The sequence below is a fragment of the Pseudorhodoferax soli genome (assembly GCF_003337555.1).
GTDB lineage: Bacteria > Pseudomonadota > Gammaproteobacteria > Burkholderiales > Burkholderiaceae_C > Pseudorhodoferax > Pseudorhodoferax soli.
In genome coordinates, this window is record NZ_QPJK01000008.1 from 337,446 (window position 1) to 361,308 (window position 23,863).

At 70.2% G+C, this 23,863-nt stretch carries 22 protein-coding genes and 1 pseudogene; 10 read left to right on the forward strand and 13 right to left on the reverse strand.

The window, feature by feature from the left end; genetic code table 11:
* Nucleotides 1-127: 127 nt before the first annotated feature.
* Genes proX through proV form a run of 3 tightly spaced genes read right to left on the reverse strand, consistent with a single transcriptional unit; the run spans nt 128 to nt 3,648 of the window.
* On the reverse strand, nt 128-1,147 hold the full coding sequence (proX, locus tag DES41_RS26910; RefSeq protein WP_114470683.1) for a glycine betaine/L-proline ABC transporter substrate-binding protein ProX: 1,020 nt from the start codon (nt 1,145-1,147) through the stop codon (nt 128-130).
* Nucleotides 1,148-1,172: 25 nt separating this feature from the next.
* Nucleotides 1,173-2,426, reverse strand: a complete 1,254-nt coding sequence (gene proW, locus DES41_RS26915; RefSeq protein ID WP_114470684.1) for a glycine betaine/L-proline ABC transporter permease ProW — start codon at nt 2,424-2,426, stop codon at nt 1,173-1,175.
* Nucleotides 2,427-2,448: 22 nt separating this feature from the next.
* Nucleotides 2,449-3,648 (reverse strand): glycine betaine/L-proline ABC transporter ATP-binding protein ProV, encoded by a 1,200-nt coding sequence (gene proV / locus DES41_RS26920; protein ID WP_114470685.1) that lies wholly within the window; start codon nt 3,646-3,648, stop codon nt 2,449-2,451.
* 529 nt (nt 3,649-4,177) lie between these two features.
* Between proV and DES41_RS26925 the strand changes: the two genes are divergently transcribed.
* Complete coding sequence (locus tag DES41_RS26925) at nt 4,178-4,990, forward strand: MipA/OmpV family protein (RefSeq protein ID WP_114470686.1); 813 nt, start codon at nt 4,178-4,180, stop codon at nt 4,988-4,990.
* On the forward strand, nt 4,990-6,180 hold the full coding sequence (locus DES41_RS26930) for an alpha/beta hydrolase (RefSeq protein WP_114470687.1): 1,191 nt from the start codon (nt 4,990-4,992) through the stop codon (nt 6,178-6,180). The genes DES41_RS26925 and DES41_RS26930 overlap by 1 nt, the downstream gene beginning before the upstream one ends.
* Here the strand turns inward: DES41_RS26930 and DES41_RS26935 are convergent.
* The 3 genes from DES41_RS26935 to DES41_RS26945 form a co-directional block, all read right to left on the reverse strand.
* Nucleotides 6,105-7,577, reverse strand: coding sequence for an ATP-binding protein (locus DES41_RS26935; protein ID WP_114470688.1), 1,473 nt, complete (start codon nt 7,575-7,577; stop codon nt 6,105-6,107). The two genes, DES41_RS26930 and DES41_RS26935, sit on opposite strands and share 76 nt — an antisense overlap.
* Entirely contained in the window at nt 7,574-8,239 is a 666-nt protein-coding gene (locus tag DES41_RS26940) for a response regulator transcription factor (protein WP_114470689.1), read from the reverse strand. Before DES41_RS26940 ends, DES41_RS26935 begins: the two co-directional genes overlap by 4 nt.
* 74 nt (nt 8,240-8,313) lie before the next feature.
* On the reverse strand, nt 8,314-8,919 hold the full coding sequence (locus DES41_RS26945) for a TIGR00645 family protein (protein WP_114470690.1): 606 nt from the start codon (nt 8,917-8,919) through the stop codon (nt 8,314-8,316).
* Between the two features lie 180 nt (nt 8,920-9,099).
* Between DES41_RS26945 and DES41_RS26950 the strand changes: the two genes are divergently transcribed.
* Nucleotides 9,100-10,446, forward strand: coding sequence for a DUF2254 domain-containing protein (locus tag DES41_RS26950; RefSeq protein WP_114470691.1), 1,347 nt, complete (start codon nt 9,100-9,102; stop codon nt 10,444-10,446).
* The gene (locus DES41_RS26955; RefSeq protein ID WP_114470692.1) at nt 10,430-11,704 is read left to right on the forward strand and encodes a cation:proton antiporter; all 1,275 of its coding nucleotides are present in this window, start codon (nt 10,430-10,432) and stop codon (nt 11,702-11,704) included. Before DES41_RS26950 ends, DES41_RS26955 begins: the two co-directional genes overlap by 17 nt.
* 46 nt (nt 11,705-11,750) lie before the next feature.
* On the opposite strand, the gene DES41_RS26960 is transcribed toward DES41_RS26955, so the two are convergent.
* On the reverse strand, nt 11,751-12,641 hold the full coding sequence (locus DES41_RS26960) for an ion transporter (protein ID WP_114470791.1): 891 nt from the start codon (nt 12,639-12,641) through the stop codon (nt 11,751-11,753).
* A 45-nt stretch (nt 12,642-12,686) separates the two neighbouring features.
* On the reverse strand, nt 12,687-12,941 hold the full coding sequence (locus DES41_RS26965) for a trehalase family glycosidase (RefSeq protein ID WP_425466398.1): 255 nt from the start codon (nt 12,939-12,941) through the stop codon (nt 12,687-12,689).
* On the opposite strand from DES41_RS26965, the pseudogene DES41_RS39910 reads away from it, so the two are divergent.
* Together DES41_RS39910 and acs are read left to right on the forward strand one after the other, a co-directional pair.
* Nucleotides 12,934-13,092, forward strand: a pseudogene (locus DES41_RS39910) (SDR family oxidoreductase); the annotation flags it as partial. The gene DES41_RS26965 and the pseudogene DES41_RS39910 overlap by 8 nt on opposite strands.
* 324 nt (nt 13,093-13,416) lie before the next feature.
* On the forward strand, nt 13,417-15,420 hold the full coding sequence (acs, locus tag DES41_RS26970; protein ID WP_170168303.1) for an acetate--CoA ligase: 2,004 nt from the start codon (nt 13,417-13,419) through the stop codon (nt 15,418-15,420).
* A gap of 126 nt (nt 15,421-15,546) precedes the next feature.
* On the opposite strand, the gene DES41_RS26975 is transcribed toward acs, so the two are convergent.
* From DES41_RS26975 to DES41_RS26985, 3 genes are all read right to left on the reverse strand, one after another.
* Nucleotides 15,547-16,161, reverse strand: a complete 615-nt coding sequence (locus DES41_RS26975) for a glutathione S-transferase family protein (RefSeq protein WP_114470695.1) — start codon at nt 16,159-16,161, stop codon at nt 15,547-15,549.
* Between the two features lie 62 nt (nt 16,162-16,223).
* Nucleotides 16,224-16,937, reverse strand: a complete 714-nt coding sequence (locus DES41_RS26980) for a helix-turn-helix transcriptional regulator (RefSeq protein WP_114470696.1) — start codon at nt 16,935-16,937, stop codon at nt 16,224-16,226.
* Nucleotides 16,938-17,022: 85 nt separating this feature from the next.
* Complete coding sequence (locus DES41_RS26985) at nt 17,023-17,334, reverse strand: c-type cytochrome (RefSeq protein ID WP_114470697.1); 312 nt, start codon at nt 17,332-17,334, stop codon at nt 17,023-17,025.
* Between the two features lie 95 nt (nt 17,335-17,429).
* Here DES41_RS26985 and DES41_RS26990 point away from each other — a divergent pair, with 95 nt between their 5' ends.
* Nucleotides 17,430-17,672 (forward strand): TIGR04438 family Trp-rich protein, encoded by a 243-nt coding sequence (locus DES41_RS26990; protein WP_114470698.1) that lies wholly within the window; start codon nt 17,430-17,432, stop codon nt 17,670-17,672.
* Nucleotides 17,673-17,687: 15 nt separating this feature from the next.
* On the opposite strand, the gene ilvD is transcribed toward DES41_RS26990, so the two are convergent.
* Nucleotides 17,688-19,379: a dihydroxy-acid dehydratase gene (ilvD, locus tag DES41_RS26995; RefSeq protein WP_114470699.1), complete on the reverse strand. Its 1,692-nt coding sequence runs from the start codon at nt 19,377-19,379 to the stop codon at nt 17,688-17,690.
* 112 nt (nt 19,380-19,491) lie between these two features.
* On the opposite strand from ilvD, the gene DES41_RS27000 reads away from it, so the two are divergent.
* The gene (locus DES41_RS27000; RefSeq protein ID WP_114470700.1) at nt 19,492-20,421 is read left to right on the forward strand and encodes a LysR family transcriptional regulator; all 930 of its coding nucleotides are present in this window, start codon (nt 19,492-19,494) and stop codon (nt 20,419-20,421) included.
* 11 nt (nt 20,422-20,432) lie between these two features.
* Here the strand turns inward: DES41_RS27000 and DES41_RS27005 are convergent, their stop codons facing one another.
* The gene (locus DES41_RS27005) at nt 20,433-20,906 is read right to left on the reverse strand and encodes a cyclophilin-like fold protein (RefSeq protein WP_245965881.1); all 474 of its coding nucleotides are present in this window, start codon (nt 20,904-20,906) and stop codon (nt 20,433-20,435) included.
* A gap of 201 nt (nt 20,907-21,107) precedes the next feature.
* On the opposite strand from DES41_RS27005, the gene DES41_RS27010 reads away from it, so the two are divergent.
* Entirely contained in the window at nt 21,108-21,578 is a 471-nt protein-coding gene (locus DES41_RS27010) for a (2Fe-2S)-binding protein (RefSeq protein ID WP_114470701.1), read from the forward strand.
* Entirely contained in the window at nt 21,575-23,845 is a 2,271-nt protein-coding gene (locus DES41_RS27015; RefSeq protein ID WP_114470702.1) for a xanthine dehydrogenase family protein molybdopterin-binding subunit, read from the forward strand. Before DES41_RS27010 ends, DES41_RS27015 begins: the two co-directional genes overlap by 4 nt.
* Nucleotides 23,846-23,863: the final 18 nt, after the last annotated feature.

Consider the following 23,863-nt stretch of genomic DNA (forward strand, 5'->3'; position numbering starts at 1 on the left):
TGGCCTGTCCTGTCGTGCGGCAACACGCTACGCCGCGCGCGGCGCGGCGTCTGTAGGACATGCCCGGATGCCGGCCGCAACCCGGCAAGGCGGGCTCAGGCGCCGGCCCGTGTGGGCGTGGCCTCGCTCAGTCCGTGGCCGCCGCCCGCGCCTGGGCGATCCAGCCGTCGAAGGTCTTCTGGTGGCCCTTGATCCAGGCATCGGTGTGGCGCGCGATGTCGGCGGCGTTGTTCTCGCCATCGCGCATGCGCAGGTTCTGCGCGTTGATGTCGCCCACGGCCACCTGCATCAGCGCGAACAGCTTGGCCGCGGCCGGGTTGGCCTGGGCGAACGCCTTGTTGGCCACGATGTGCTGGGTGTTGGGCGTGAAGCCGTAGTTCTGGCCGTTGGGCAGTTGGGTGTCGATGCCCTTCTGCTCGCCGGGCAGCGAGGAGAACGGGACCTGCAGCCAGACCACATCCTTGCCGGGCTGCAGCACGCCGCTGACCCAGAACGGAGTCCAGGTGTAGTACAGGATGGGCTTGCCTTCCTTGTGGCGCGTGATGGTGTCGGCCATCAGCGCCGCGTAGCTGCCCTGTTGGTGCGTGACGCTGTTCGACAGGCCGTAGGCCTGCAGATGGTGGTTGATCACCGCCTCGCAGCCCCAGCCCGGGTTGCAGCCGGTCAGGTCGGCCTTGCCGTCGCCGTTGGTGTCGAACAGCTTGGCGATGGCCGGCTCCTTGAGCTGGTCGATGCTGCGGATCTTGTGCGCATCGGCCGTCTTCTTGTCGATCAGGTAGCCCTGCAGCGCATTGATCGAGTAGGTGCCCTGGCGGTACAGCTTGGCGTCGCCACCGGCGTTCTTGAAGAAGTCGTCGTGCAGCGGCTTCCAGGCCGAGGCCAGGAAGGTGGCGTCGCCGTTGGCGATGGCGAGGTAGGCGGTGGCGTACTCGACCTCGCGGATCGGCTGCACGTCGTAGCCCAGCTTCGTCAGCGCGCGGCTGACCAGCAGCGTCTGGAAGGTTTCCTCGGCGATGGAGCTCTTGAGGGGCTGCACCTTGATGCCCTTGCCGGGCAGGTCCTGGGCGATGGCGGCGGCGCTGCCGGCGGCCAGCAGGCCGCAGGCCAGCACCGTGCGCCAGGTGGAGGTGGTGGTCGGGAAGTTCATGCGAAGACTCCTTTGCGTTGTGGATTCAGTGGATGTGCACGGCCAGGGCGGCCGTGGATGCGGATTCGGATTCGGTTGCCGTGGCCGCCTTGCCGGCGGCCGCGGCTCCGGCCGGCGCCGTCGAGGCGGGCTTGTTTCTGTGCAGCTGGCGCCAGACCAGGCCGGCCGGCCCGGTCTGCCACCAGTGGCGCGCGCCGCGGCTGGGCTGGCCCATGGCCTGGGTGATGCGGTCCAGCGTGATGGCCAGCAGCACGATGCCCAGGCCGCCGACGGTGGCCAGGCCCATGTCGAGCCGGCCGATGCCACGCAGCACCATCTGGCCCAGGCCGCCCACGGCGATCATGGAGGCGATCACCACCATCGACAGCGACAGCATCAGCGCCTGGTTGACACCGGCCATGATGGACGGCATGGCCAGCGGCAGCTGCACCTTGACCAGCATCTGCCAGGGCGAGGCACCGTAGGCGCGGGCGGCCTCGATCAGGTCGGGCCGCACCTGGCGGATGCCCAGCGTGGTCAGGCGCACCAGCGGCGGCAGCGCGAACACGATGGTCACGATCACGCCGGGCACGTTGCCGATGCCGAACAGCATGACCACGGGCACCAGGTAGACGAAGGCCGGCGTGGTCTGCATGGCGTCCAGCACCGGGCGGGCGATGCGGTTGGCGCGGTCGCTGGAAGCCAGCAGGATGCCCAGCGGCAGCCCCAGCACCAGGCAGAAGGCCAGCGAGGTCAGCACCAGCGACAGCGTGACCATGGCCTCGGGCCAGATGCCCAGCATGGCCACGAGCAGCAGCGAGACGACGCCGCCGATGGCGATGGCGCGGCCGGCGAATTGCCAGGCCAGCAGGCCCAGCAGGGCGATCATGGCCAGGGTGGGCACGGACTGCAGCAGGCCTTCGACGCCTTGCAGCGTGGCGTCGATGGGGCCGCGCACCGTCTGGAAGAAGGGGCGGAAGTGCTCCACGGTCCAGGCCAGGCCCTGGTTGATCCAGGACTCCACCGGCAGGCTGCCGTCCCAGAGCTGGGCCAGCGAGAAGCCGTCCGGCGTGGCGGGCACGGCATCGGCCGCGGCGCCGAGCCAGTCGCTGCCGGCGGCCGCGTCGGTGCCGGTGGACCAGGCGTCGGTGCTGTCGGCAGCGGGCGCTGCATCGGCGGCGCCCCAGGGGTCGGCGGCCGGTGCCGATTCCACGGCGGACGCGGCATCGGGTGCCGAGGTCGCCCAGGGATCGGTGCCGGCGGCGGGGTTGGCCTGGGCGAGGGTGGTGTGATCGTTCATCTGTCGTTCCTCCGCGATGGGGTCAATCGCTGTTCTTGTCCATGAAGCGCAGCAGCGTGGTCTTGCTGATCGCGCCGATGTAGCGGCCCTCGTCGTCGACCACGGGCAGCGGCCACGGCGATTGCGCCACCTGGCCGAACAGCTCGTTCACGGGGTGGATGGCGGCCACCGTCTGCACGCCCGGCAGGAAGGCGCGCTGCAGGCCCAGCGTGCCTTGGTGGTCCTTGAGCGCGGTGCGCAGCGAGTCGGCCGAGACCATGCCCAAAAAGCGCTGCTGCGGGTCGACCACGTAGGCGAACTCGCGGTCCTGGTCTTCCAGCAGCTTGAGGGCCGGGCGGGCGCCACGCGTGGGGTTCTCGGACACCACGACCTGGCTGCGCCGCGCGATGTCGCCGGCCTTGAAGACCTTGGCCGCGTCCACACCGCGCACGAAGTTGCGCACGTAGTCGTCGGCCGGGTTGCGCAGGATCTCCTCGGGCGTGCCGACCTGCACCACCTGGCCGTCCTTCATGATGGCGATGCGGTCGCCGATGCGCATGGCCTCGTCCAGGTCGTGCGAGATGAAGACGATGGTGCGGCGCTTGACCTGCTGCAGGCGCAGCAACTCGCTCTGCATGTCGGTGCGGATGATCGGGTCCAGCGCCGAGAAGGCCTCGTCCATGAGCAGGATGGACGGGTCGGACGCCAGCGCGCGCGCCAGGCCGACGCGCTGCTGCATGCCGCCCGAGAGTTCGTCGGGGTAGCTGTCGCCCCAGCCCGCCAGGCCCACCTGGGCCAGCGCGGCGTCGGCCTGGGCCAGGCGCGCGGCCTTGTCGGTGCCGGCCAGTTCCAGGCCGAAGGCGGTGTTGTCGCGCACGGTCATGTGCGGCATCAGCGCGAAGGACTGGAACACCATGCTGATGTCCTTGCGGCGCAGCGCGCGCAGCTGGCGGCCGCTGTGTTCGAAGATGTCTTCGCCATCGACCACGACGCGCCCGGCGCTGGGCTCGATCAGGCGGTTGAGCAGCCGCACGAGCGTGGACTTGCCGGAGCCCGAGAGGCCCATGATCACGAAGATCTCGCCGGCCTGGATGTCGAAGTGCGCGTCGAAGACGCCGATGGATTGGCCGGTCTCGGCCAGGATCTCCTGCTTGCTGCGGCCTTGGCGCACGAGCGCGAGGGCAGCGTCGGGGTCGTCGCCGAACACCTTGAAGACGTGTTCGATCTGGATGTCTTTTGCCATTGCGGCGGGCCTCCTGGTTGGGGCTTGGCAATGGCCGTCTGAAGCGAGTGCGCAGACGGCCGCGATCCGCCACCGCACGGCAGGCACTGAAGACGACGAAGCAACGACGCAGCCAGCGCCCGTCACGCAAGGCGGAGCCGGTCAGCGGGCCTGGTCGAAGGGGCTGAACGGAGCGATGCGACGCGGCGTCGGTTGGCTGGAGAACCAGCCGGTTGCCGGGCGAACCCGGCAGGGGATGTCTGGCGCCGCGACGGGAGGCATGTGGCTCCGCGAGTAGCGCTCAGACCGTCAACATATCGTGTTGACTGTTTGAACGGGGCGCATTGTAACTTTTCGATCTAAGGAATGTCAAGGCATGACAGATTCCCGGCCAGGGCACGCGCCGCCGTGCGGTCCAAGAAATTCTTAACAGGGCTAAACGGCGATTAATCGCTTGCCTGCACCATCGGGCAGAACACGGCCATGGCATGCGGACAGCAGCCGCCCCAGTTGACCGCGCACCGCCACTTCGCCAACCTGAGGACCACGCATGCACCATTCCACCTCCCTGTCTTTCTCCCTGCCGACCCCTCGGCTGCGCGCCGCGCTGGCGGCTTGCGCGTTGGCCGTCGCCGGCCTGGGCAGCGCCGCGGCGCAGACCGCAGGCAGCGGCGGGACCGACAGCGGCTCGGCCTCGCAGTGGGGCCTGGGCGTCGGCCTAGGCTACGAGCGCAAGCCCTACCGCGACTTCGACGACAAGGCGCGCGCATTGCCGCTGCTGATGTTCGAAAACCGCCATGTCAGCCTGCTGGGCACGCGTGCCGACCTCAAGCTGCCGGCATACGGCCCGGTCGCGTTCAGCCTGCGCGCGCGCTATGCCTTCGATGGCTACGACGCCGGCGACTCGCCATTCCTGGCCGGCATGGCGGAGCGCAAGGACAGCCTGTGGCTGGGCGGCAGCGCCACCTGGCGCGCGGGCTTCGGCACCCTGTCTGCCGAGCTGCTGGGCGACGCGTCGGGCCACAGCAAGGGTGCGCAGTTCAGGCTGCAGATGGAGCGGCGCATCCAGCGCGGCGACTTCGGCTTCACGCCGCGCATCGCCGGCCACTGGATGGACGACAAGTACGTCGACTACTACTACGGCGTGCAGGCCGGCGAGGCCCGCGTCGGCCGTGCATTCCACCGCGGCGATGCGGCGGTGAACGTGGAGTTGGGCGTGCGCGTGGACTACGCGCTGGCGCCCCGGCAGAGCGTGTTCCTGGACGTGAGCGCGACACGCCTGGGTGACGCGATCCAGGACAGCCCGCTGGTCGACCGCTCCGGCACGGCGGGTGTGCGCGTCGGCTACCTGTACCGCTTCTGATGGCCGCGCACCGCAGGCGGCCAGCGGTGGCCGCGCTGGCTGCGCTGGCGGCCGCGGTGATGGCGGCGGGCTGCGCAGGCCCCCGCGCGCCGGCCGCGATGGCGCCCACGGGCCAGCCCAGCTTCGCCGCCTACGCGCGCGAGACCCGCGACTGGATCGCCCGGCAGCGCGACTTCCAGACCGGCAGCACGGCCGACGAACTGGACTGGAACGCCCCGCGCGAGTGGCGCCCCACCGGCCCGGCCACGCGTGGTGTGCTGCTGGTGCACGGCCTGGGCGATTCGCCGTGGTCGTTCACCGACATCGGGCAGGCGCTGGCGGCCCAGGGCTACCTGGTGCGCACGGCCCTGCTGCCGGGCCACGGCACCCGGCCGGCCGACCTGGTGGGCGTGAACCTGGACGACTGGCGGCGCGTGCTGAGCGAGCAGGCCGCCATCCTGGCGCGCGACGTGCCGCAGGTGTACCTGGGCGGCTTTTCCACCGGCGCCAACCTGGCGCTCGAGTACGCACTGGAGCACGACCACGTGCAGGGCCTGCTGCTGTTCTCGCCGGCGCTGAAGTCGGGCGTGTCCGGCGACTGGCTGCTGCCCTGGCTGGCCCGTGTGACGACCTGGGTGCGCCCGCCCTCCGCCGACGCGCCCCAGCAGTCGGCGCTGCGCTACCAGAACGTGCCCACCAACGCCTTCGCGCAGTACTACCGCAGCAGCGTGGCCGTGCGCAAGCAGCTCGCACGCGCGCAGTTCGACAAGCCGGCCGTGCTGGTGCTGGCCGAGCACGATTCGGTGGTCGACGTGCAGCATGCCCTGCAGACGTTCGACACGCGCTTCACGCACCCGGGCAGCCGGCTGATCTACTACGGCACGCTGGCACCGCAGGCCAGGCCCGCGCGCGTGCTGGTGCGCACGGACCGGCTGGCCGAGCAGCGCATCAGCCAGTTCTCGCACATGGGCGTGCTGTTCGCGCCGGGCAACCCGCTGTATGGGGTGCAGGGCACGCAGCGCATCTGCTGGAACGGCCAGGGCCACATCGAACGGGCGCGCTGCCTGGCGGGCGATCCCGTGTGGTACTCCGAGTGGGGCTACCGCGAGAGCGGCAAGGTGCACGCGCGGCTGACCTACAACCCCTGGTTCGACTGGCAGGCCGGCGTCATCGCCGGGGTGATGGCCGGCGTGATGGGCGGCGTGGAGTGAGCCGCAGCCGGCGCGCCCGGTGCGTCGCCGGGCGCGCCCGCAGCCGCCACCGGGAACAGCACGCGCACGCCGAAGCCGCGGCCGTCCAGCCCGGGGCCGGTCTCGATGCGGGCGCCGTGCAGCTGCGCGATGCCGGCCACCAGCGACAGGCCGATGCCGCTGCCGCGCGCACGGTTGCCCGCCACCCGGTGGAAGCGCTGGAAGATGGCCTGGTGTTCGTCGGGCGGCACGCCCGGCCCGTCGTCCGCCACCTCCAGCAGCACCTGTTCGCGGCCCTGCACTGCCAGCTGCGCGCAGTGGATGCGCACGCGGCCGCCGGGGCCCGTGTAGCGCAGCGCGTTGTCGAGCAGGTTGCGCAGCAGGATGCCGATCTCGTCCACGTTGCAGTCGATGCTGCAGGACGCGGTTGCCAGCACGATGCTGCGCTGCTGCTGCTGCGCCTGCACGTCGAACTCGCGGACCACGTGCAGCACCAGTTCGCTGAGGTCGGCCTGCGACTGGTGCGCGGCGTGCTGGCCGGCGTCGAGCCTGGCCAGGTCCAGCAGCTGTTCCGACAAACGTGTGCTGCGCTGGGCCACGGCCAGCAGCTTGACCAGCGCGGCGTCCTTGTCGGCGCTGGAACGCGCCTGCAGCGCCACCTGGGCCTGCGCCTGCAGGGCCGCCAGCGGGGTGCGCAGCTCGTGCGCGGCGTCGCCGATGAAGCGGCGCTCGCCCTCGACCGCCTGGTCGAGCTGCTGCAGCACATGGTTGAACGCATCGACCAGCGGATGCAGTTCGGTAGGCAGCGGCGCCGCGGGCAAGGGGGTGAGGTCGAAGTGGTGCCGACGCCGCAAGCTGGCCTGCAACGCGACCACCGGCGCCAGCGCGCGGCGCACGGCCCACCAGATGCCGGCACCCACCAGCGCCAGCAGCAGCGTGGCCAGGGCCAGCGCAACGAAGGCGCTGTGGCGCAGCTGGGCATCGATCACGCTGTGCAGGTTGCCGACCTGCACATGCACCTTGCCCGTGCTGTCGGACACGGAATACACGCGCCAGCGCTGGCCCCCGACGTCGGGGCTGGCGAAGCCGTCGGCGAAGTCGGCCTTGAACGGCGTGGCCGGCGCTTGCGGGGTGCGCACCAGCAGGCGCGATTGGTCCAGCCACACCTGGAAGGCCAGCGTCTCGCTGTCGGCCCGCCCGTTGCCGCGCAGCTGCAGGGCCGGCGTTTCTTGCTTGGGCAGCGTCGCCTTGGTGGGGATGGTGATCAGCATCCGGGTGGCGATCGCCCGCAGCTTGTCGTCCCAGACGCTGCTGTTGCTGTGCGACAGGTACATCGCCAGCGCTGTCAGTGCGCCCGCCCAGCACAGGAAGATGGTGATGCCCACCACCAGCAACAGCCGGCCCTGCAGCGACTTCATGCGTCGGGCTCCCCGACCATGTAGCCGCGCCCGTGCACGGTGGTGATGAAGCCCTCGCCCAGCTTGCGGCGCAGCTGGTGGATGAAGACGGCGATGGTGTTGCTCTCCACCGTGCTGGCCGTGCCGTACACCACGTCCTGGAGGTGGTCGCGCGTGAGCACGTGCCCCGGCCGCTCCAGCAGCGCCAGCAGGGTGCGGTACTCGTGCGCGCTCAAGGGCACGCCCACGCCGTCGCGCGTGACGACGCGCTTGCTGCGGTCCAGCCGCACGCTGCCGTGCTGGAACACCGGGACCACGCGCCCCTCGCTGCGCCGGACCACGGCGCGCACGCGCGCCCACAGCTCGTCGAACTGGAACGGCTTGACCAGGTAGTCGTCGGCCCCGGCATCCAGGCCCTGGATGCGCTCGCTGAGCTGGCCGCGGGCCGTCAGCATGAGTACGGGCGTGGGGTCGTAGCGGCCCCGCAGCGCCTTGAGCACCGTCAGGCCCGAGTCGCCCGGCAGGCCGATGTCCAGCAGCACGGCGGCATAGGCGTGGTCTGCCAGCGCCAGGCGCGCGGCCGTGGCGTCGCCCACATGGTCCATGGCCCAGGCGATCTGGCGCGCGCCATCCAGGATGGCCTCCGCCAGCATGGGGTCGTCCTCTACCAGCAGCAGATGCATGGCCCGCAGTATGCCCAGCGGGTTTTAGCTTTCCGTTAACGCAGGCGGGCGCCGGGCGGCCCTGGGCCCGATGCTCAGTGCTTGCCGTTGGCCGTCGACGACATCAGCTTGTCGGTGTAGGCAATCGCCATGGCCGACAGCAGGAAGGCCACGTGGATCACGGTCTGCGCAATGAGCACCTTCTCGCTGTAGTTGTCGGCGTTGATGAAGGTCTTGAGCAGGTGGATGGAGCTGATGCCGATGATGGACATGGCCAGCTTGACCTTGAGCACCGAGGCGTTCACGTGGCTCAGCCACTCGGGCTGGTCCTCGTGGCCTTCCAGGTTCATGCGGCTGACGAAGGTCTCGTAGCCGCCCACGATGACCATGATCAGCAGGTTGGAGATCATGACCACGTCGATCAGCGCCAGCACCACCAGCATGATCACGGTCTCGTTGAGGGTGGTGATGGGGGCCTCGGTCTTGTAGCCGATGCTGTTGATGAGGGCCTGCAGCGCCGTTTGGCTGCCGAACGCGGCCTCGACCAGGTGCGTGAGCTCGACCAGGAAGTGCACCACGTAGACCGCCTGCGCCACGATCAGGCCCAGGTACAGCGGCAACTGCAGCCACCGGCTGGCGAAGATCAGCTTGGGCAGCGGGCGCATCGGGGAGGTCTTGGCAGGCTGCAGGGGGTCGGACATGGACGTGGTCGGTGGTGAGGGCGCTGGATTGTAGAGCCCCGGTGCTGCGGTGCAGCATGCCCTGGATGCCTGCGCCAGGCGTGCAGCGTGCCGTCCTGTCGGCGCATGCGGGATCGCCTGACAGCGCCTGCACCCGCCTGGCCCTAGGCTTGCGAGCCACCGTGGAGATGCAGCTGCACCATGACCGCCCGACTCCGCAGATTCGCCAACCAGCTCGCAGAGACCTTCTGGCTCGTACCGGGTGCCATGGTGTTCGGCGGCATCGTGCTCGCCATTGCGCTTCTGGGGGTCGACCGTGGCGGCCACCTGCCCGATTGGCTGACCACCAGCCCCTGGTTCTACAACGGCGGCGGCACCGGTGCGCGCACCCTGCTGGGGGCCATCGCGTCGTCGACCATCGGCGTGGCGGGCACGGTGTTCTCCATCACCATCGCCGCGCTGTCGCTGGCGGCGGGGCAGATGGGCCCGAGGCTGCTGCGCAACTTCACGCGCGACCGCGGAGTGCAGGTCACGCTGGGCGCCTATCTCGGCACCTTTTCCTACGCGCTGATGGTGCTGCGCAGCGTCAGGACGCAGGAGGAGGGGCCGTTCACGCCGCATCTCGCCCTGAGCTTCGGCATCGTGCTGGCGTTCGCCTGCGTGGCCACGCTGGTCTATTTCGTCGGCCACATGGCCAACCGGATCAACGTCGACACGGTGGTCGAGCTGGTGAGCGGCGATGTCCAGGCTGCCATGGACAGCGTGGTGACCGAGAAGGCCCAGGCCGCGCCACCGCCTGCCAGCCACTGGTCGGGCGCGACGACCGTCGTCGATGCGCGGCGCGGCTACCTCCAGCAGCTCGACGAGGCGGGTCTGGCCGACTGGGCGCATCGCCACGGCACCGCGCTGCGCCTGCTCGTGCGCAGGGGAGACTTCGTGTTTCCCGGCGCGCCCATCGCCGTGATGTCGGTCCAGGTGCCAGGTGCCGAGCAGGCCATCCGCGATGCCACTGCGCTGGGGCCCACCCGCGGCAGCCGCGGCGAAGTGGACTACGCCGTGCGCCAGCTGGTGGAGGTTGCGGTGCGGGCCCTGTCGCCGGGGATCAACGACCCGCATACTGCGATGAGCGTGCTGGACCGCCTTGGCGTCGCGCTGTGCGACCTGGCCGGCCGCCAACTGCCCAGCGGGGTCACCCTGCGCGACGGCGCGGTCGCGCTGGTCGTGCCGACCGTGAGCTACCGCAGCCTGGTGGACGCCATGTTCCACATGGTCCGGCAGAACGCCGCGGGCAGCGCCGCCCTCATGGTGCGCTTGCTAGACGTGCTGACGGTGGTGATCGCCTGCGAAGGCAGCCAGTCGCGGCGCCAGGAACTCGTGCGCCATGCCGAGCTGGTCTGGGCGGATGCGCAGCGCGACATCGGCAATGCGGCCGACCTGGCGGATGTGGGCCGGCGCTTCGCGACCTTGCATCGCACGCTGGACCACGGCGCCCTCGGCACGATCGGTGCAGTGGGCATCGCCGACGCCGCGGATGCGGGCGTGCCGTAGTTCGGGAGCGCCGACCGTTCTGGACATCGCCGCGATCTGCCTCGTCGTCACGGCAGTCCTCGCCTACCTGAACCACCGTTTCGTCCGGCTGCCCACCACCATCGGTGTGATGGCCATTGCGCTGGGGATCTCGCTGTGCATGCTGGGCCTGGACGCGCTGGACATCGACTACGGCCTGCGGCAATACGAGGAGTCGTTCCTGCGCGCCATCGATTTCTCCGATTTGCTGATGCAGGGCATGTTGTCGTTCCTGCTGTTCGCCGGGGCGCTGCATGTCGACCTGCGCGCGCTGCGGCGGTACCGATGGCAGGTGGCTGTGCTGGCGCTGCTGGGCACCGTGTTGTCGACCATCGTCGTCGGCTTCAGCATGTGGGCGGTGCTGCCGCTGGCCGGTGTCGAGCTGTCCCTGCTCCATTGCCTGCTGTTCGGCGCCCTGATCTCGCCGACGGACCCGATCGCGGTCATGGGCATCCTGCGCTCCGCGGGCGCACCGAAGAACCTCGAACTCGTGATTGCCGGCGAGTCCCTGTTCAACGACGGCGTGGGCGTGGTGCTGTTCGCCTTGCTGCTGGGCCTGCTGGCGAGCGGGACCGTGCCTTCGGCGCAGGGCGCTGGCGTCCTGTTGCTGCGCGAGGCGGGCGGCGGCATCGCGTTCGGGCTGGTGCTCGGCTACGTGACGTTCCGCTTGATCCGCAGCATCGACCAGTACCAGGTCGAGGTGCTGCTCACGCTGGCGGCGGTGGTCGGGGGCTATGCGTTGGCCAGCCATCTGCATGTCTCCGGGCCGCTGGCCATGGTGGTCTGCGGACTGATGATCGGCAATGGCGGGCGCGCCCTCGCCATGTCGGACCAGACGCGGCGCTACATCGACATGTTCTGGGAACTGGTCGACGAGATCCTCAACGCCGTCCTGTTCGTGCTCATCGGCCTGGAAGTGCTGCTGATCGAATTCACCGGCCCGATCCTCATGGGCTGTGCCGCCGCCATCGTGGTCGCCCTGGCTGCCCGGACGCTCACGGTGGGCTTGCCAGTGGGCGCTGCGGGCGGCCTGTTCAAGCTGCCCCCGGGCTCCCACCTGGTGTTGGTCTGGGGTGGCTTGCGGGGCGGCATCTCGGTCGCGCTGGCGCTGTCGCTGCCGCCCGGCCCGCAGCGCGAAGTGATTCTGGCGCTGACCTACTGCGTGGTGGTCTTTTCCATCATGGTGCAGGGGCTCAGCATCGGCCGCGTGGTCGGCGCGGCGGTGGGCAGCGCGCGTTGATCCGGGGGCGCGGGCGCGTGGTGGCGCCCTGGCGGCAGCCGCTCCGTCAGGCGCTGTCGGACACCTCATGGCGCCAGACGGGCAACGGCGCGCCGCAGTCGCTGCAAAAGCGCGCGGCGGGGGCGTGGCCTTCGCTCAGGCACTCGTGGCAGGTGCGTGTGGTGGGCGCATGCTGGTGCCGCTGCAACGTGAACTCTGCGCTGACGATGCCGGTCGGCACGGCAAGCGTGCCCCAGCCCAGCAGCATCATGACGGAGGCGATGACACGGCCGAGGTCGGTCTGCGGCGTGATGTCACCGAAGCCGACGGTGGTCATGGTGGTGATGGCCCAGTAGATGCCGACAGGGATGCTGGTGAAGCCATGGGCTGGGCCTTCGGCCACATACATCAGCGTGCCCATGACCACCACCACGAGCATGACGAAGGACATGAACACCATGATCTTGCGCCGCGAGGCGGCCAGCGCCTGCCCCAGCGCACCGTATTCGGCCACGTACTCGGTGAGCTTGAGGATCCGGAAGATGCGCAGCAGGCGCAGCACGCGCACGTCGATGAGCGCGTACAGGCCGGGGACGAGGATCGCCAGGTAGGTGGGCAGCAGCGCCAGCAGGTCGATGATGCCGAAGGCGCTGCGCGCGTACCGCAGCGGCCGCCGCACGCAGGCGAGCCGGGCCACGTATTCGGCCGTGAAGGCGGCTGTGAAGATCCACTCCAGCGCGCGGAACAGGCCGGCGTGGCGGGCGTGCAGCGATGCCATGCTGTCCATGAGCACCACCGCCACGCTGGCCAGGATCAGTGCGATGAGGGCCAGATCGAACAGGCGGCCGGCGCGGGTGTCGGCCTCGAAGATCACCGTGTACATCTGCAGCCGCAAGCCACGTTCGGGACGGCCGAAGGCGGCATCCGCCGTGGCCGGGCGAGGGGGGAAGGACGGCATGGCCGGCATCTTATAAGGTGCCCGGCGCACCCACGGACGGGCGGATCAGCCGGCCACGCCCGCACCCGGTTCGACCAGCCACTGGCGCACCACGCCATTGGTCCAGCCGAAGGCGTCCTGCAGCGGATACTCCCCACCACCGCCGCCGGTCGACGCCGCGTCGGGCGTCGGCCGCAAGGCGTACTTCTCGACCAGCTTGGCCTCGCGCGCGTAGACCTCCTCGACCGTCTTCAGCCAGCGCGTGCGGATCGTGCTGATGCTGATGAAGAGCCTGGCCCAGGAACTTGCACCGATGCGCATCCGCGTCAACGCCATCGCCCCCGGCGCCATCCGCACGCCGATCAATGCCGAAGCATGGGAGACGCCGCAGGCCTGTGCGGAACTGATGAAGCTCGTTCCCTACCAGCGCGTCGGCGAGCCGAGCGACATCGCCCAGGCCGGGGTGTGGCTGGCATCGGACGCATCCGACTACGTGACCGGAACCTCGCTCTATGTCGACGGCGGCATGACCTGTTTCCGGGCTTTGCGCACGGCGTCCGAAGCCGCAGGGCTGCAAGGCACGACGCCGCCCTGTACCAGGGTGACGCCCCACATGCTGCGCTTGCGCAGCACGTGCGGATCGGTCGGGCGGCTGCCTGAATCCCAGTTCCAGACCAGAGCACCGGTCGGTTGGGCGAAGATAGGGGGGCTGGGCATCGGCCGCCTGTGGCGGTCGCCTGTATGTGCCAAGCCCCACATTCCCTGCATTGTTCCGCGTGCCACCAGGAGACAAACCATGAGCACTTCGCCCGCGTCGTCTGCCATCGAATCCGTGCTGGTCGAGAACCGCGTGTTCAACCCGCCCGCCGCCGCCGTGCAGGGCGCGCGCATCGCCGGCATGGCCGCCTACCAGGCGCTGTGCGACGAGGCGGAGCGCGACCCGCAGGCCTTCTGGGCCCGGCTGGCGCGCGAGAACCTGGCCTGGACCAGGCCCTTCACGCGCGTGCTCGACGAATCCAACGCCCCGTTCTACCGCTGGTTCGACGACGGGCAGCTCAACGTCTCGGCCAACTGCCTGGACCGGCACATGGGCACGCCCGTGGAGGGCAAGACGGCCATCGTGTTCGAGGCGGACGACGGCACGGTGACGCGGGTCAGCTACCGCGAACTGCTGGCCCGGGTGGCGCAGTTCGCCAACGCGCTCAAGGCCCAGGGCATCGCCAAGGGCGACCGCGTGGTGGTCTACATGCCCATGGGCGTCGAAGGCATCGTGGCGATGCAGGCCTGCGCGCGCATCGGCGCCACGCACTCGGTGGTGTTCGGCGGCTTCTCGGCCAAGGCGCTGCAGGAGCGCATCATCGATGCGGGCGCGGTGGCCGTGGTCACGGCCAACTACCAGCTGCGCGGCGGCAAGGAGCTGCCGCTCAAGGCCATCGTCGACGACGCGCTGGCGCTGGGCGGCTGCGACACCCTGAAGACCGTGCTGGTCTACGAGCGCACGCCCACGGCCTGGAACAAGGTGGCCGGGCGCGACAAGACCTTCGCCGAGGCGCTGGCCGGGCAAAGCACCGACTGCGCACCGGTGCCCGTGGATGCCGAGCACCCGCTGTTCATCCTCTACACCTCGGGCTCCACCGGCAAGCCCAAGGGCGTGCAGCACGCCAGCGGCGGCTACCTGCTGTGGGCCAAGCTCACGATGGACTGGACCTTCGACCTGCGGCCGGACGATGTGTTCTGGTGCACGGCCGACATCGGCTGGATCACCGGGCACAGCTACGTGGCCTACGGGCCGCTGGCGGCCGGTGCCACGCAGCTGGTGTTCGAGGGCGTGCCGACCTTCCCGCACGCGGGCCGCTTCTGGCAGATGATCGAGAAGCACCAGGTGTCGATCTTCTACACGGCGCCCACGGCGATCCGCTCGCTGATCAAGGCGGCCGACACCGACGAGAAGGTGCACCCGAAGAACTGGAACCTGCAGAGCCTGCGCATCCTGGGTTCGGTCGGCGAGCCGATCAACCCCGAAGCCTGGATGTGGTACCACCGCAATGTGGGCGGCGAGCGCTGCCCCATTGTCGACACCTTCTGGCAGACCGAGACCGGCGGCCACGTGATCACGCCGCTGCCGGGCGCCACGCCGCTGGTGCCGGGCTCGTGCACGCTGCCGCTGCCGGGCATCGTGGCCGCCATCGTCGACGAGACCGGCAAGGACATTCCGAACGGCGCGGGCGGCATGCTGGTCATCAAGCGGCCCTGGCCCTCGATGATCCGCACCATCTGGAACGACCCCGAGCGCTTCAAGAAGGCCTATTTCCCCGAAGAGATGGGCGGCACCATCTACCTGGCCGGCGATGGCGCGGTGCGCTCGGTCGACCGCGGCTACTTCCGCATCACCGGCCGCATCGACGACGTGCTGAACGTCTCGGGCCACCGCCTGGGCACGATGGAGATTGAATCCGCCCTGGTCTCCAAGACCGACCTGGTGGCCGAGGCGGCAGTGGTCGGCCGGCCCGACGATGTGACGGGCGAGGCCGTCTGCGCCTTCGTGGTGCTCAAGCGTTCACGGCCCACGGGCGAGGAGGCCAAGGCGATTGCCGCCGAGCTGCGCGCCTGGGTGGCCAAGGAGATCGGCCCCATCGCCAAGCCCAAGGACATCCGCTTCGGCGACAACCTGCCCAAGACGCGCAGCGGCAAGATCATGCGGCGCCTGCTGCGCTCGATTGCCAAGGGCGAGGCGATCACGCAGGACACGTCGACCTTGGAAAACCCCGCAATACTGGATCAATTGGCGCAAGCCAATTGATCCAGTCGCGCCGTAGGCGCGAGCGCGTGGCGCTTGCGGGGTTTGACGGCACTCATATCGCCGAAGGCGATGTGATGTGCCGGCAGAATCCGGCCATCCTTGAGCAGTTGGGCCAGGCTTACTGAATCAGGCGCGCTCGGGGATCGGCCCGTCCAGTTCGTTCGCACGCGCCGCCGCCGGGCGGTTGCGGTGCAGTTCGACGAAGCGCGTGAACGCGGGCAAGGCCGGGAGCAGCTGGAACTGCAAATACCAGCCGATGTAGGCCGAGACCAGCAGGTCTGCTGCCGTGAAGCTGTCGCCTGCCAGGTGGTCGCGGCCCTCCACGGCGCCGGCCAGCGTCTGCACCAGGTCTTCCTCGGTGCCGAAACCGGCCATGCCCGGATCGGGCAGCTTGCCGCCGGTGGACTTGGCCACCATCAGCTGCTCCAGTGGCCCCATGAAGCTGATCCAACGGTAGTAGGAACCGCGCGCCGCGCTGCCCACGGGCGGCGCCAGCTTCTTCTCGGGCACCAGGTCGGCCAGGTACATGCAGATGGCGGCGTTCTCGGTCACGACGGTGTCGCCGTGGCGGATCGCCGGCACCTTGCCCATCGGGTTGATGGCGCGGTAGGCGGGGGCCTTCATGCTGGTGCCGTACTCCAGGATCTCGGTCTGGTAGGGCAGGCCGGTCTCTTCGAGCATCCAGCGCGCCACACGGGCGCGCGACATGGGGTTGGTATAGAAGGTCAGTGCAGCGCTCATGGTGCGGGTCCTTTCGTCGTGTTGCAGGAGAGAGTGCGGCCCCAGTGTCAGGGGGGCGGATGTCAGCTTCTGTCAGCAGTGCGCGCGTGGCGTGCGTGGCCCATGTGGACGCTCCAGCGGCGGATCAGCAGGTGGCGCCGCTCGGGATAGCGCTCGCCCGTGTCGGTCAAATCCAGCACACGGTCGGCGCGGAAGTGCCGGAAGTCCTGCCGCAGCTCGCACCAGGCCGCCATCAGCCGTGCCTGGTCGAAGAAGGCCACGGCGAACGGCCACACGCGCCGGCGGGTGGTCTGCCCCGCCTCGTCCAGGTACTCCAGCCACACGGCGTGTTCGGCCCGCACGGCCTGGCGCAGCGCCGGCAGCCAGGGTGCGGTGGGGCACGGGCCGGACCTGGGCGGAACGAAGAGGCCGCTGGTCTCCACCGCCATGCGCAGCGCCTCGGGCAGCGTGGCGCCGATGCGGTTCATCACCCCCTGGGCGGCGCGCGCCAGCACCGGATCGGCGGACTGGCTGGCGACCCAGCGCGCGCCCAGCACCAGGGCCTCCAGCTCCTCCTCGCTGAACATCAGCGGCGGCAGCGTGAAGCCGGGCCGCAGCACATAGCCCACGCCCGGGTCGCCTTCGATGCGCGCGCCTTGTTCGCGCAGGGTGGCGATGTCCCGGTACAGCGTGCGCAGGCTGATGCCGGCCTGCGCCGCGAGTTGTGGTCCGGGCAGCGGGCGGCGTTGGGCGCGCAGGAGTTCCAGCAGTTGCAGCAGGCGGGCGGCTCTCGACATGGCCGCAGTGTAGGCAGGCGCCACCCCGCCGGACTGCCGCAAAAAAGCCCGCTGTGCAGCGGGCTGGTCGTCGGGCTGGGGGCGGTTAGCTCAGGCCCAGCACCCAGGTCGCCAGCTTCTTGGCGTCGGCCTCGTTGACCTGCGGGTTGGCGGGCATGGGCACCGGGCCCCAGACGCCCGAGCCGCCCTTCTGGATCTTGGTGGCCAGTTTGTCGACGGCCGTGCCGTCGCCCTTGTACTTGGCGGCAATGTCCTTGTAGGCCGGGCCGACCAGCTTCTTGTCGACGGAGTGGCAGGCCATGCAGTTCTTGGACTTGGCCAGCGCCTCGTCCGCCCAGCTCGGCAGAGCCAGTACGCCGCCAGCCAGCAGGATGGCGCTCAGCAACACTCGTTTCATCGTTCTTCCTCGTGGGGGTTGGGGTACAGTCTTTCGACCCATTCTAGAGAGCAGGGTTCCCTGGCTCCGGACACAACACGCTCGAGGAGGTTGCCATGTATCTGCTGGGTCTGGGCCTGGTGCTGCTGCTGCTCAAGTGGGCAGGGTGGGGGTCCGTCGCCGGCTGGCCCTGGTGGGTGGTGCTGGCGCCGTTCGTCCTGGCGATCCTGTGGTGGGCCTGGGCGGATGCCTCGGGCTACACCAAGCGCAAGGCCATGGAACGCGATGCGGCACGCAAGGCCGCCCGCATCGACCGCCAGCGCGACGCGCTGGGGCTCCATTCCAGAAAGCGGCGCTGAGGCCGCCCGGCCGGATCAGTAGTCGTCGAGCACGGCGCCCTTGCTGGCCGTGCTCGCGTTGAACGCGAACTTGGCCTGCACGCCGCGCGTGTAGCGCGGCTTGGGCGCCGTCCAGCCTTCGCGGCGCTTGGCGATCTCGGCCTCGGGCACGTTCAGTTCCAGCACCAGCTTGTGCGCGTCGATGGTGATGGAGTCACCCTCCTGCACGAAGGCGATGGTGCCGCCGGCCGCGGCCTCGGGCGCCACGTGGCCGACCACCATGCCCCAGGTGCCGCCGGAGAAGCGGCCGTCGGTGATCAGGCCCACGCTTTCGCCCAGGCCGGCACCGATCAGCGCACCCGTGGGCGCCAGCATCTCGGGCATGCCGGGGCCGCCCTTGGGGCCCAGGTAGCGCAGCACCATCACGTCGCCGGCCACGATCTTGCCGTCCAGGATGGCCTTGAGGGCCGACTGCTCGTCGTCGAACACGCGCGCCGGGCCGGTGATGACGGGGTTCTTCAGGCCCGTGATCTTGGCGACGGCGCCTTCGGGCGACAGGTTGCCCTTCAGGATGGCCAGGTGGCCTTCGTCGTACATGGGCTTGTCGATCGGGCGGATCACGTCCTGGTCGGCGCGCAGCGCAGGCACGTCGGCTAAGGTCTCTGCAATCGTCTTGCCGGTGATGGTCATGCAGTCGCCATGCAGCAGGCCCGCATCGAGCAGCACCTTCATGACCTGCGGGATGCCGCCGGCCTGGTGCAGGTCCACCGCCAGGTACTTGCCGCTGGGCTTCAGGTCGCAGATCACAGGCACCTTCTTGCGCATGCGCTCGAAGTCGTCGATCGTCCATTCCACGCCGGCCGTGTGGGCGATGGCCAGGAAGTGCAGCACCGCGTTGGTCGAGCCGCCGGTGGCCATGATCACGGCCACGGCGTTCTCGATGGCCTTCTTGGTCACGATGTCGCGCGGCTTCAGGTCCTTCTTGATGGCCTCGATCAGCACCTTGGCCGATTCCTTGGCCGAGTTCTCTTTCTCGTCGTGCGGGTTGGCCATGGTGGACGAATAGGGCAGGCTCATGCCCAGAGCCTCGAATGCGCTGGACATGGTGTTGGCCGTGTACATCCCGCCGCACGAGCCGGTGCCGGGGATGGCGCGCTTCTCGATTTCCTTCAGGTCTTCGTCGCTCATGTTGCCGGCGGCGTTCTGGCCCACGGCCTCGAACACGCTGACGATGTTCAGGTCCTGGCCCTTGTAGCGGCCCGGCAGGATGGTGCCGCCGTAGACATAGATGGCGGGCACGTTGGCACGCAGCATGCCCATCATGCCGCCCGGCATGTTCTTGTCGCAGCCGCCGACCACCAGCACGCCGTCCATCCACTGGCCGCCCACGCAGGTCTCGATGCAGTCGCTGATGACTTCGCGGCTGACGAGCGAGTACTTCATGCCCTCCGTGCCCATGGCCATGCCGTCCGAGATGGTGGGCGTGCCGAACACCTGGGCGTTGCCGCCCGCTTCCTCGATGCCGGCGATCGCCGCGTCGGCCAGCTTCTGCAGGCCGCTGTTGCACGGCGTGATGGTGCTGTGGCCGTTGGCCACGCCGACCATGGGTTTCTTGAAGTCGCCCTCCTCATAGCCCATGGCGTAGAACATGGAGCGGTTGGGCGCGCGCGATTTGCCTTCGGTGATGTTGGCCGAACGGCGGTTGATCTGGATGGTCTTGGTTTCCATGGTGGGGCGTCTCTCTCTGGTGCGGTGTCGCGGTGGGGAACGGAGCGCAGTATGCCAATGAAGGCTGATTGCTTCCAATCGCTTTTGCAGCGCGGATTGATATGCTCGGCATATGAAAAACGCCTCTCCCGACCTGCGCGTGTGGCGCCAGTTCGCCGTGCTGGCCGAGGAGCTGCACTTCGGCCGCGCCGCCAAGCGCCTGCACATGACGCAACCGCCGCTGACCCAGGCCATCGCCCAGCTGGAGCGCGGCCTGGCGGTGCTGCTCTTCGAACGCACGCGCCGCCATGTGGCGCTGACGCCGGCCGGCGCGGCGCTGCTGCCCGAGGTGCATGAACTGCTGGCGCGCGCCGATGCCCTGCCAGCGCGCGCGCGTGCCGCGGCGGCGGGCGAACAGGGGCGCGTGCGGCTGGCCTTCGTCTCCACCGTGGGCTTCGCGCAGCTGCCGCTGTGGGTACGCGACTTCCACGCGCAGAGCCCGGGCGTGGCGCTGGAGCTGGTGGAGGCGACAGGCGACGTGCAGCTCGACGCCTTCGCGCGTGGCAGCATCGACGCCGGCCTCATGCTGCACGCGCCGGGCCAGGCACCGGCCGGTCTGGAGCGGCTGGCCGTGGGCCAGGAGCCGCTGGTGCTGGCGCTGGGCGCGCGCCATGCGCTGGCGCGGCTCGACCCCCTGCCGCTGGCCGCGGTGCTGGCCGAGCCGCTGGTGCTGTTCCCGCGCCGCATCCTGCCGTCGCTGCACGACGCGGTGGTCGAGCTCTACCGCACGCAGGGGGCGGTGCCGCAGGTGGCGCAGGAGGCGATCCAGATGCAGACCATCGTCAACCTGGTCTGGGGCGGCAACGGCCTGGCCTGGGTGCCGGCCAGCGTGATGCAGTTTCGCCGCGCCGGCGTGGTCTACCGGGAGGCGGCGCAGCTGACCCTGGGACGCAAGCGGCCGGTGCTGCCGGTCTGCGAGACCAGCCTGGTGTGGCCGGCCGGGGGCATGTCGCCCGCGCTGGCGCGATTCGTGGACTTCGTGCGCGCGCGCATCCCGCGCTGAAGGCGCGCCGCCTACGGCACTGCCGCGGGCACGGCTTCCAGCCGCACGGCCAGCTTGCCCGGCTGGCGCAGCCACGCCACGCCACCCTCGATCCGGCCCAGCCGCACCAGGCCTGGCGACCGCTCGAACGGCTTGTGGAACAGCGCCAGGTTGCCCCATGGCGCGTAGTAGCTCACATCGCCCGGCTGCGGCGTGGAGGCACGCGGCGCGGCCGACACATCGAGGCGGCGCGGCAGCATGGCGATCTTCTCGGTGGCGGCGTAGTCCTCCAGCACCAGCGACAGCGGCAGCAGGCTGGCGAAGTCGCGCGCCGCCGCACTGTCCTCCAGCGTGGCGTGCAGCGTGTGTTCACCGACCAGGATGCGGATCTTCAGGGGCATGGCTTGGGCGCCGGCCGCGCCGGACAGCAGCACCAGCGCTGCGCCGGTGCACAGGCGGCGGATGGCCGGAGGGATGGCCGCAGGGATGAGGGCAGGGCGTTGCATGGCATGGCGCACTGTAGGCAGGCGCGCCCCCGCGATCAAGGCGCCCGGCCTGCTGGCCCCCATCAGCCAAGCTGATCAATCCACCGGCCCCGGCTGCCATTCATGAGCCGGACCGATAGGTGCATTCAGCCCCGGGCGGCTAGTCATGCCGCGGCATGGCGGCTAACTTTCCCGCTCCCTTCCACAGGCCCTTGCCCCCCCATGACCACCTTGCAGATCAACGGCCGGCCGCGCGCGCTCGCCACCCCCGACGACACCCCTTTGCTGTGGGTGCTGCGCGACGAGCTCGGCATGACCGGCACCAAGTTCGGCTGCGGCCTGGCCTTGTGCGGCGCCTGCACCGTGCATGTGGATGGGCAACCCACGCGCGCCTGCGTGACGCCGGCTTCGTCGCTTGCAGGCCGCAGAATCCAGACCATCGAGCACATGGAGAGCGACCGCATCGGCCGCACGGTGCAGCAGGCCTGGGTGGCCGAGAACGTGGCCCAGTGCGGCTACTGCCAGGCCGGGCAGATCATGGCGGCGGTGGCCCTGCTCAAGGCTGCGCCGCAGCCCAGCGAGGCGCAGATCGACGAGGCCATGAGCGGCAACATCTGCCGCTGCGGCACCTACCCGCGCATCCGCGCCGCGATCCGGCGTGCCGCGCGCAGCCTGGCAGGGGAGGCGGCATGAGCGCTGTGACGCTGCAGCGCCGCGGCTTCCTGCACTTCGCCGCCGGCAGCCTGACGCTGGCCGTGGGCCTGCCCGGCCCTGGCCAGACGGCGCAGCTGCGCAAGTACGGGGCCGACGCAATGCCCGGCGGCACCGTGGACAGCCCGCTGGTGTTCGTGCGCATCGCGGCCGACGGCACCGTCACCATCGTCGCGCACCGCGCCGAGATGGGCACCGGCGTGCGCACCAGCCTGCCCATGGTCGTGGCCGACGAGATGGAGGCGCGCTGGGACCGCGTGGCCATCGTGCAGGCCGGCGCCGACGAGGCGCGCTACGGCAACCAGAACGTGGACGGCTCGCGCAGCGTGCGCCACTTCTGGCAGCCCATGCGCCGCGTGGGCGCCGCCGCGCGCCAGATGCTGGAGGCCGCGGCGGCGGCGCGCTGGGGCGTGCCGGTGCAAGAGGTGCAAGCCGTGCAGCACGAGGTGCTGCACCCGGCCAGCGGCCGGCGCCTGGGCTATGGCGCGTTGGCCGCCGAGGCCATGCGCCTGCCGGTGCCGGCCGGCGATGCGCTGCGCCTGAAGGCGCCGGCGCAATGGCGCTACATGGGCAAGGGCGAGGTGCGCCTTTGCGACCTGGACGACATCGGCCGTGGCCGGGCGCAGTTCGGCATGGACGCGCGCCAGCCCGGCATGGTCTACGCCGTGGTGGCGCGCCCGCCCGTGCTCGGCGGCCGGCTGCGCCGGGTGGACAGCGCCGCGGCGCTGCAGCTGCCCGGCGTGCTCCAGGTCGTGGAAATTCCCGGCCCGCAGGGTGCGCCGGGCTTCCAGCCGCTGGGCGGCGTGGCGGTGGTCGCGCGCAATACCTGGGCTGCGATGCAGGGGCGCGCCGCGCTCGTGCTCGACTGGGACGACGGCCCCCATGCCGGCTATGACTCCGCGGCTTACCGGCGCACCCTGGAAGCCGCCGTGCAGGCTCCTGGCATCGCGGTGCGCAACGACGGCGACGCCCTGCAGGCGCTGGCGCAGGCGCCAGCAGGGCGCCGCCATGCAGCCCAGTACCACGTGCCCCACCTGGCCCATGCGCCCATGGAGCCGCCGGTGGCCACCGCGCGTGTGACCGCAGGCGGCTGCGAGGTCTGGACCTCGGTGCAAAACCCCGCCGCGGCGCAGGCCGGTGCGGCAGCCGCGCTGGGCCTGCAGCCGGCGCAGGTGCAGGTGCACGTGCTGCTGCTGGGCGGCGGCTTCGGCCGCAAGTCCAAGCCCGATTTCGTGACCGAGGCCGTGCTGGTGGCCAAGGCGCTGCCCGGCACGCCGGTCAAGCTGGTCTGGACGCGCGAGGACGACATCCGGCACGGCTACTACCACACGGTGTCGGTCGACCGGCTCGAAGCCGTGCTGCAGCCCGATGGCCGACCGCAGGCCTGGCTGCACCGCACGGCGGCACCGACCATTGCGGCGCTGTTCAGTGCAGGTGCCAAGGTGTCCGCGCCGTTCGAGGCCGGCATGTCGGCCGTGAACATGCCCTTCGCCGTGCCGCATGTGCGCGTGGAGCGCGCCGAAGCCGTGGCGCACACCCGCATCGGCTGGTTCCGCTCGGTCGCCAACATCCCGCATGTGTTCGCCACGCAGAGCTTCATCGACGAACTGGCGCACCGGGCCGGCGTAGACCCGCTGCGCTACGCCCTGGACCTGATCGGCCCGCCGCGGCGCATCGACCCCGGCACCCTGGCCGACGCCTTCAACTACGGCGAATCGCCCGAGCGCTATCCCATCGACACCGGCCGCATGCGGGCCGTGCTCGAAGCGGCGACGCGCAGCGCGCGCTGGGGCCGCAAGCTGCCGCCACGCCGTGGCCTGGGCCTGGCGTTCGCCTACAGCTTCCTGAGCTACACGGCCACGGTGGTGGAGGTGGAAGTGGGCGAGGACGGCAGCGTCCAGGTGCTGGAGGTCGACATGGCCATCGACTGCGGCCCGCAGGTCAACCCCGAACGCATCCGCGCGCAGCTGGAGGGCGGCGCCGTCATGGGCCTGGGCCTCGCGCTGGCCAGCGAGATCCGCTTCGAGAAGGGGCGCGTGGTGCAGAGCAACTTCCACGACTACGAGGTGCTGCGCCACCACGCGTCGCCGCGCGTGATCCGCACCCACCTGGTCAACGACGACCCCGAGGCCATGCCCGGCGGCGTCGGCGAGCCGCCGGTGCCGCCTGTGGCGCCGGCCCTGTGCAACGCCATCTTCGCGGCCACCGGCAAGCGCGTGCGCAGCCTGCCGTTGCGCACGCTGGCCTGACGGCCGGCACCACACCAT

What these genes read in the sequence shown, in the direction of transcription:
- proX (WP_114470683.1), bottom strand. Translation starts at nt 1,147, where the DNA reads ATGAACTTCCCGACCACCACCTCCACCTGGCGCACGGTGCTGGCCTGC.
- proW (WP_114470684.1), bottom strand. Translation starts at nt 2,426, where the DNA reads ATGAACGATCACACCACCCTCGCCCAGGCCAACCCCGCCGCCGGCACC.
- proV (WP_114470685.1), bottom strand. Translation starts at nt 3,648, where the DNA reads ATGGCAAAAGACATCCAGATCGAACACGTCTTCAAGGTGTTCGGCGAC.
- DES41_RS26925 (WP_114470686.1), top strand. Translation starts at nt 4,178, where the DNA reads ATGCACCATTCCACCTCCCTGTCTTTCTCCCTGCCGACCCCTCGGCTG.
- DES41_RS26930 (WP_114470687.1), top strand. Translation starts at nt 4,990, where the DNA reads ATGGCCGCGCACCGCAGGCGGCCAGCGGTGGCCGCGCTGGCTGCGCTG.
- DES41_RS26935 (WP_114470688.1), bottom strand. Translation starts at nt 7,577, where the DNA reads ATGAAGTCGCTGCAGGGCCGGCTGTTGCTGGTGGTGGGCATCACCATC.
- DES41_RS26940 (WP_114470689.1), bottom strand. Translation starts at nt 8,239, where the DNA reads ATGCATCTGCTGCTGGTAGAGGACGACCCCATGCTGGCGGAGGCCATC.
- DES41_RS26945 (WP_114470690.1), bottom strand. Translation starts at nt 8,919, where the DNA reads ATGTCCGACCCCCTGCAGCCTGCCAAGACCTCCCCGATGCGCCCGCTG.
- DES41_RS26950 (WP_114470691.1), top strand. Translation starts at nt 9,100, where the DNA reads ATGACCGCCCGACTCCGCAGATTCGCCAACCAGCTCGCAGAGACCTTC.
- DES41_RS26955 (WP_114470692.1), top strand. Translation starts at nt 10,430, where the DNA reads ATGCGGGCGTGCCGTAGTTCGGGAGCGCCGACCGTTCTGGACATCGCC.
- DES41_RS26960 (WP_114470791.1), bottom strand. Translation starts at nt 12,641, where the DNA reads ATGCCGTCCTTCCCCCCTCGCCCGGCCACGGCGGATGCCGCCTTCGGC.
- DES41_RS26965 (WP_425466398.1), bottom strand. Translation starts at nt 12,941, where the DNA reads ATGCGCATCGGTGCAAGTTCCTGGGCCAGGCTCTTCATCAGCATCAGC.
- acs (WP_170168303.1), top strand. Translation starts at nt 13,417, where the DNA reads ATGAGCACTTCGCCCGCGTCGTCTGCCATCGAATCCGTGCTGGTCGAG.
- DES41_RS26975 (WP_114470695.1), bottom strand. Translation starts at nt 16,161, where the DNA reads ATGAGCGCTGCACTGACCTTCTATACCAACCCCATGTCGCGCGCCCGT.
- DES41_RS26980 (WP_114470696.1), bottom strand. Translation starts at nt 16,937, where the DNA reads ATGTCGAGAGCCGCCCGCCTGCTGCAACTGCTGGAACTCCTGCGCGCC.
- DES41_RS26985 (WP_114470697.1), bottom strand. Translation starts at nt 17,334, where the DNA reads ATGAAACGAGTGTTGCTGAGCGCCATCCTGCTGGCTGGCGGCGTACTG.
- DES41_RS26990 (WP_114470698.1), top strand. Translation starts at nt 17,430, where the DNA reads ATGTATCTGCTGGGTCTGGGCCTGGTGCTGCTGCTGCTCAAGTGGGCA.
- ilvD (WP_114470699.1), bottom strand. Translation starts at nt 19,379, where the DNA reads ATGGAAACCAAGACCATCCAGATCAACCGCCGTTCGGCCAACATCACC.
- DES41_RS27000 (WP_114470700.1), top strand. Translation starts at nt 19,492, where the DNA reads ATGAAAAACGCCTCTCCCGACCTGCGCGTGTGGCGCCAGTTCGCCGTG.
- DES41_RS27005 (WP_245965881.1), bottom strand. Translation starts at nt 20,906, where the DNA reads ATGCAACGCCCTGCCCTCATCCCTGCGGCCATCCCTCCGGCCATCCGC.
- DES41_RS27010 (WP_114470701.1), top strand. Translation starts at nt 21,108, where the DNA reads ATGACCACCTTGCAGATCAACGGCCGGCCGCGCGCGCTCGCCACCCCC.
- DES41_RS27015 (WP_114470702.1), top strand. Translation starts at nt 21,575, where the DNA reads ATGAGCGCTGTGACGCTGCAGCGCCGCGGCTTCCTGCACTTCGCCGCC.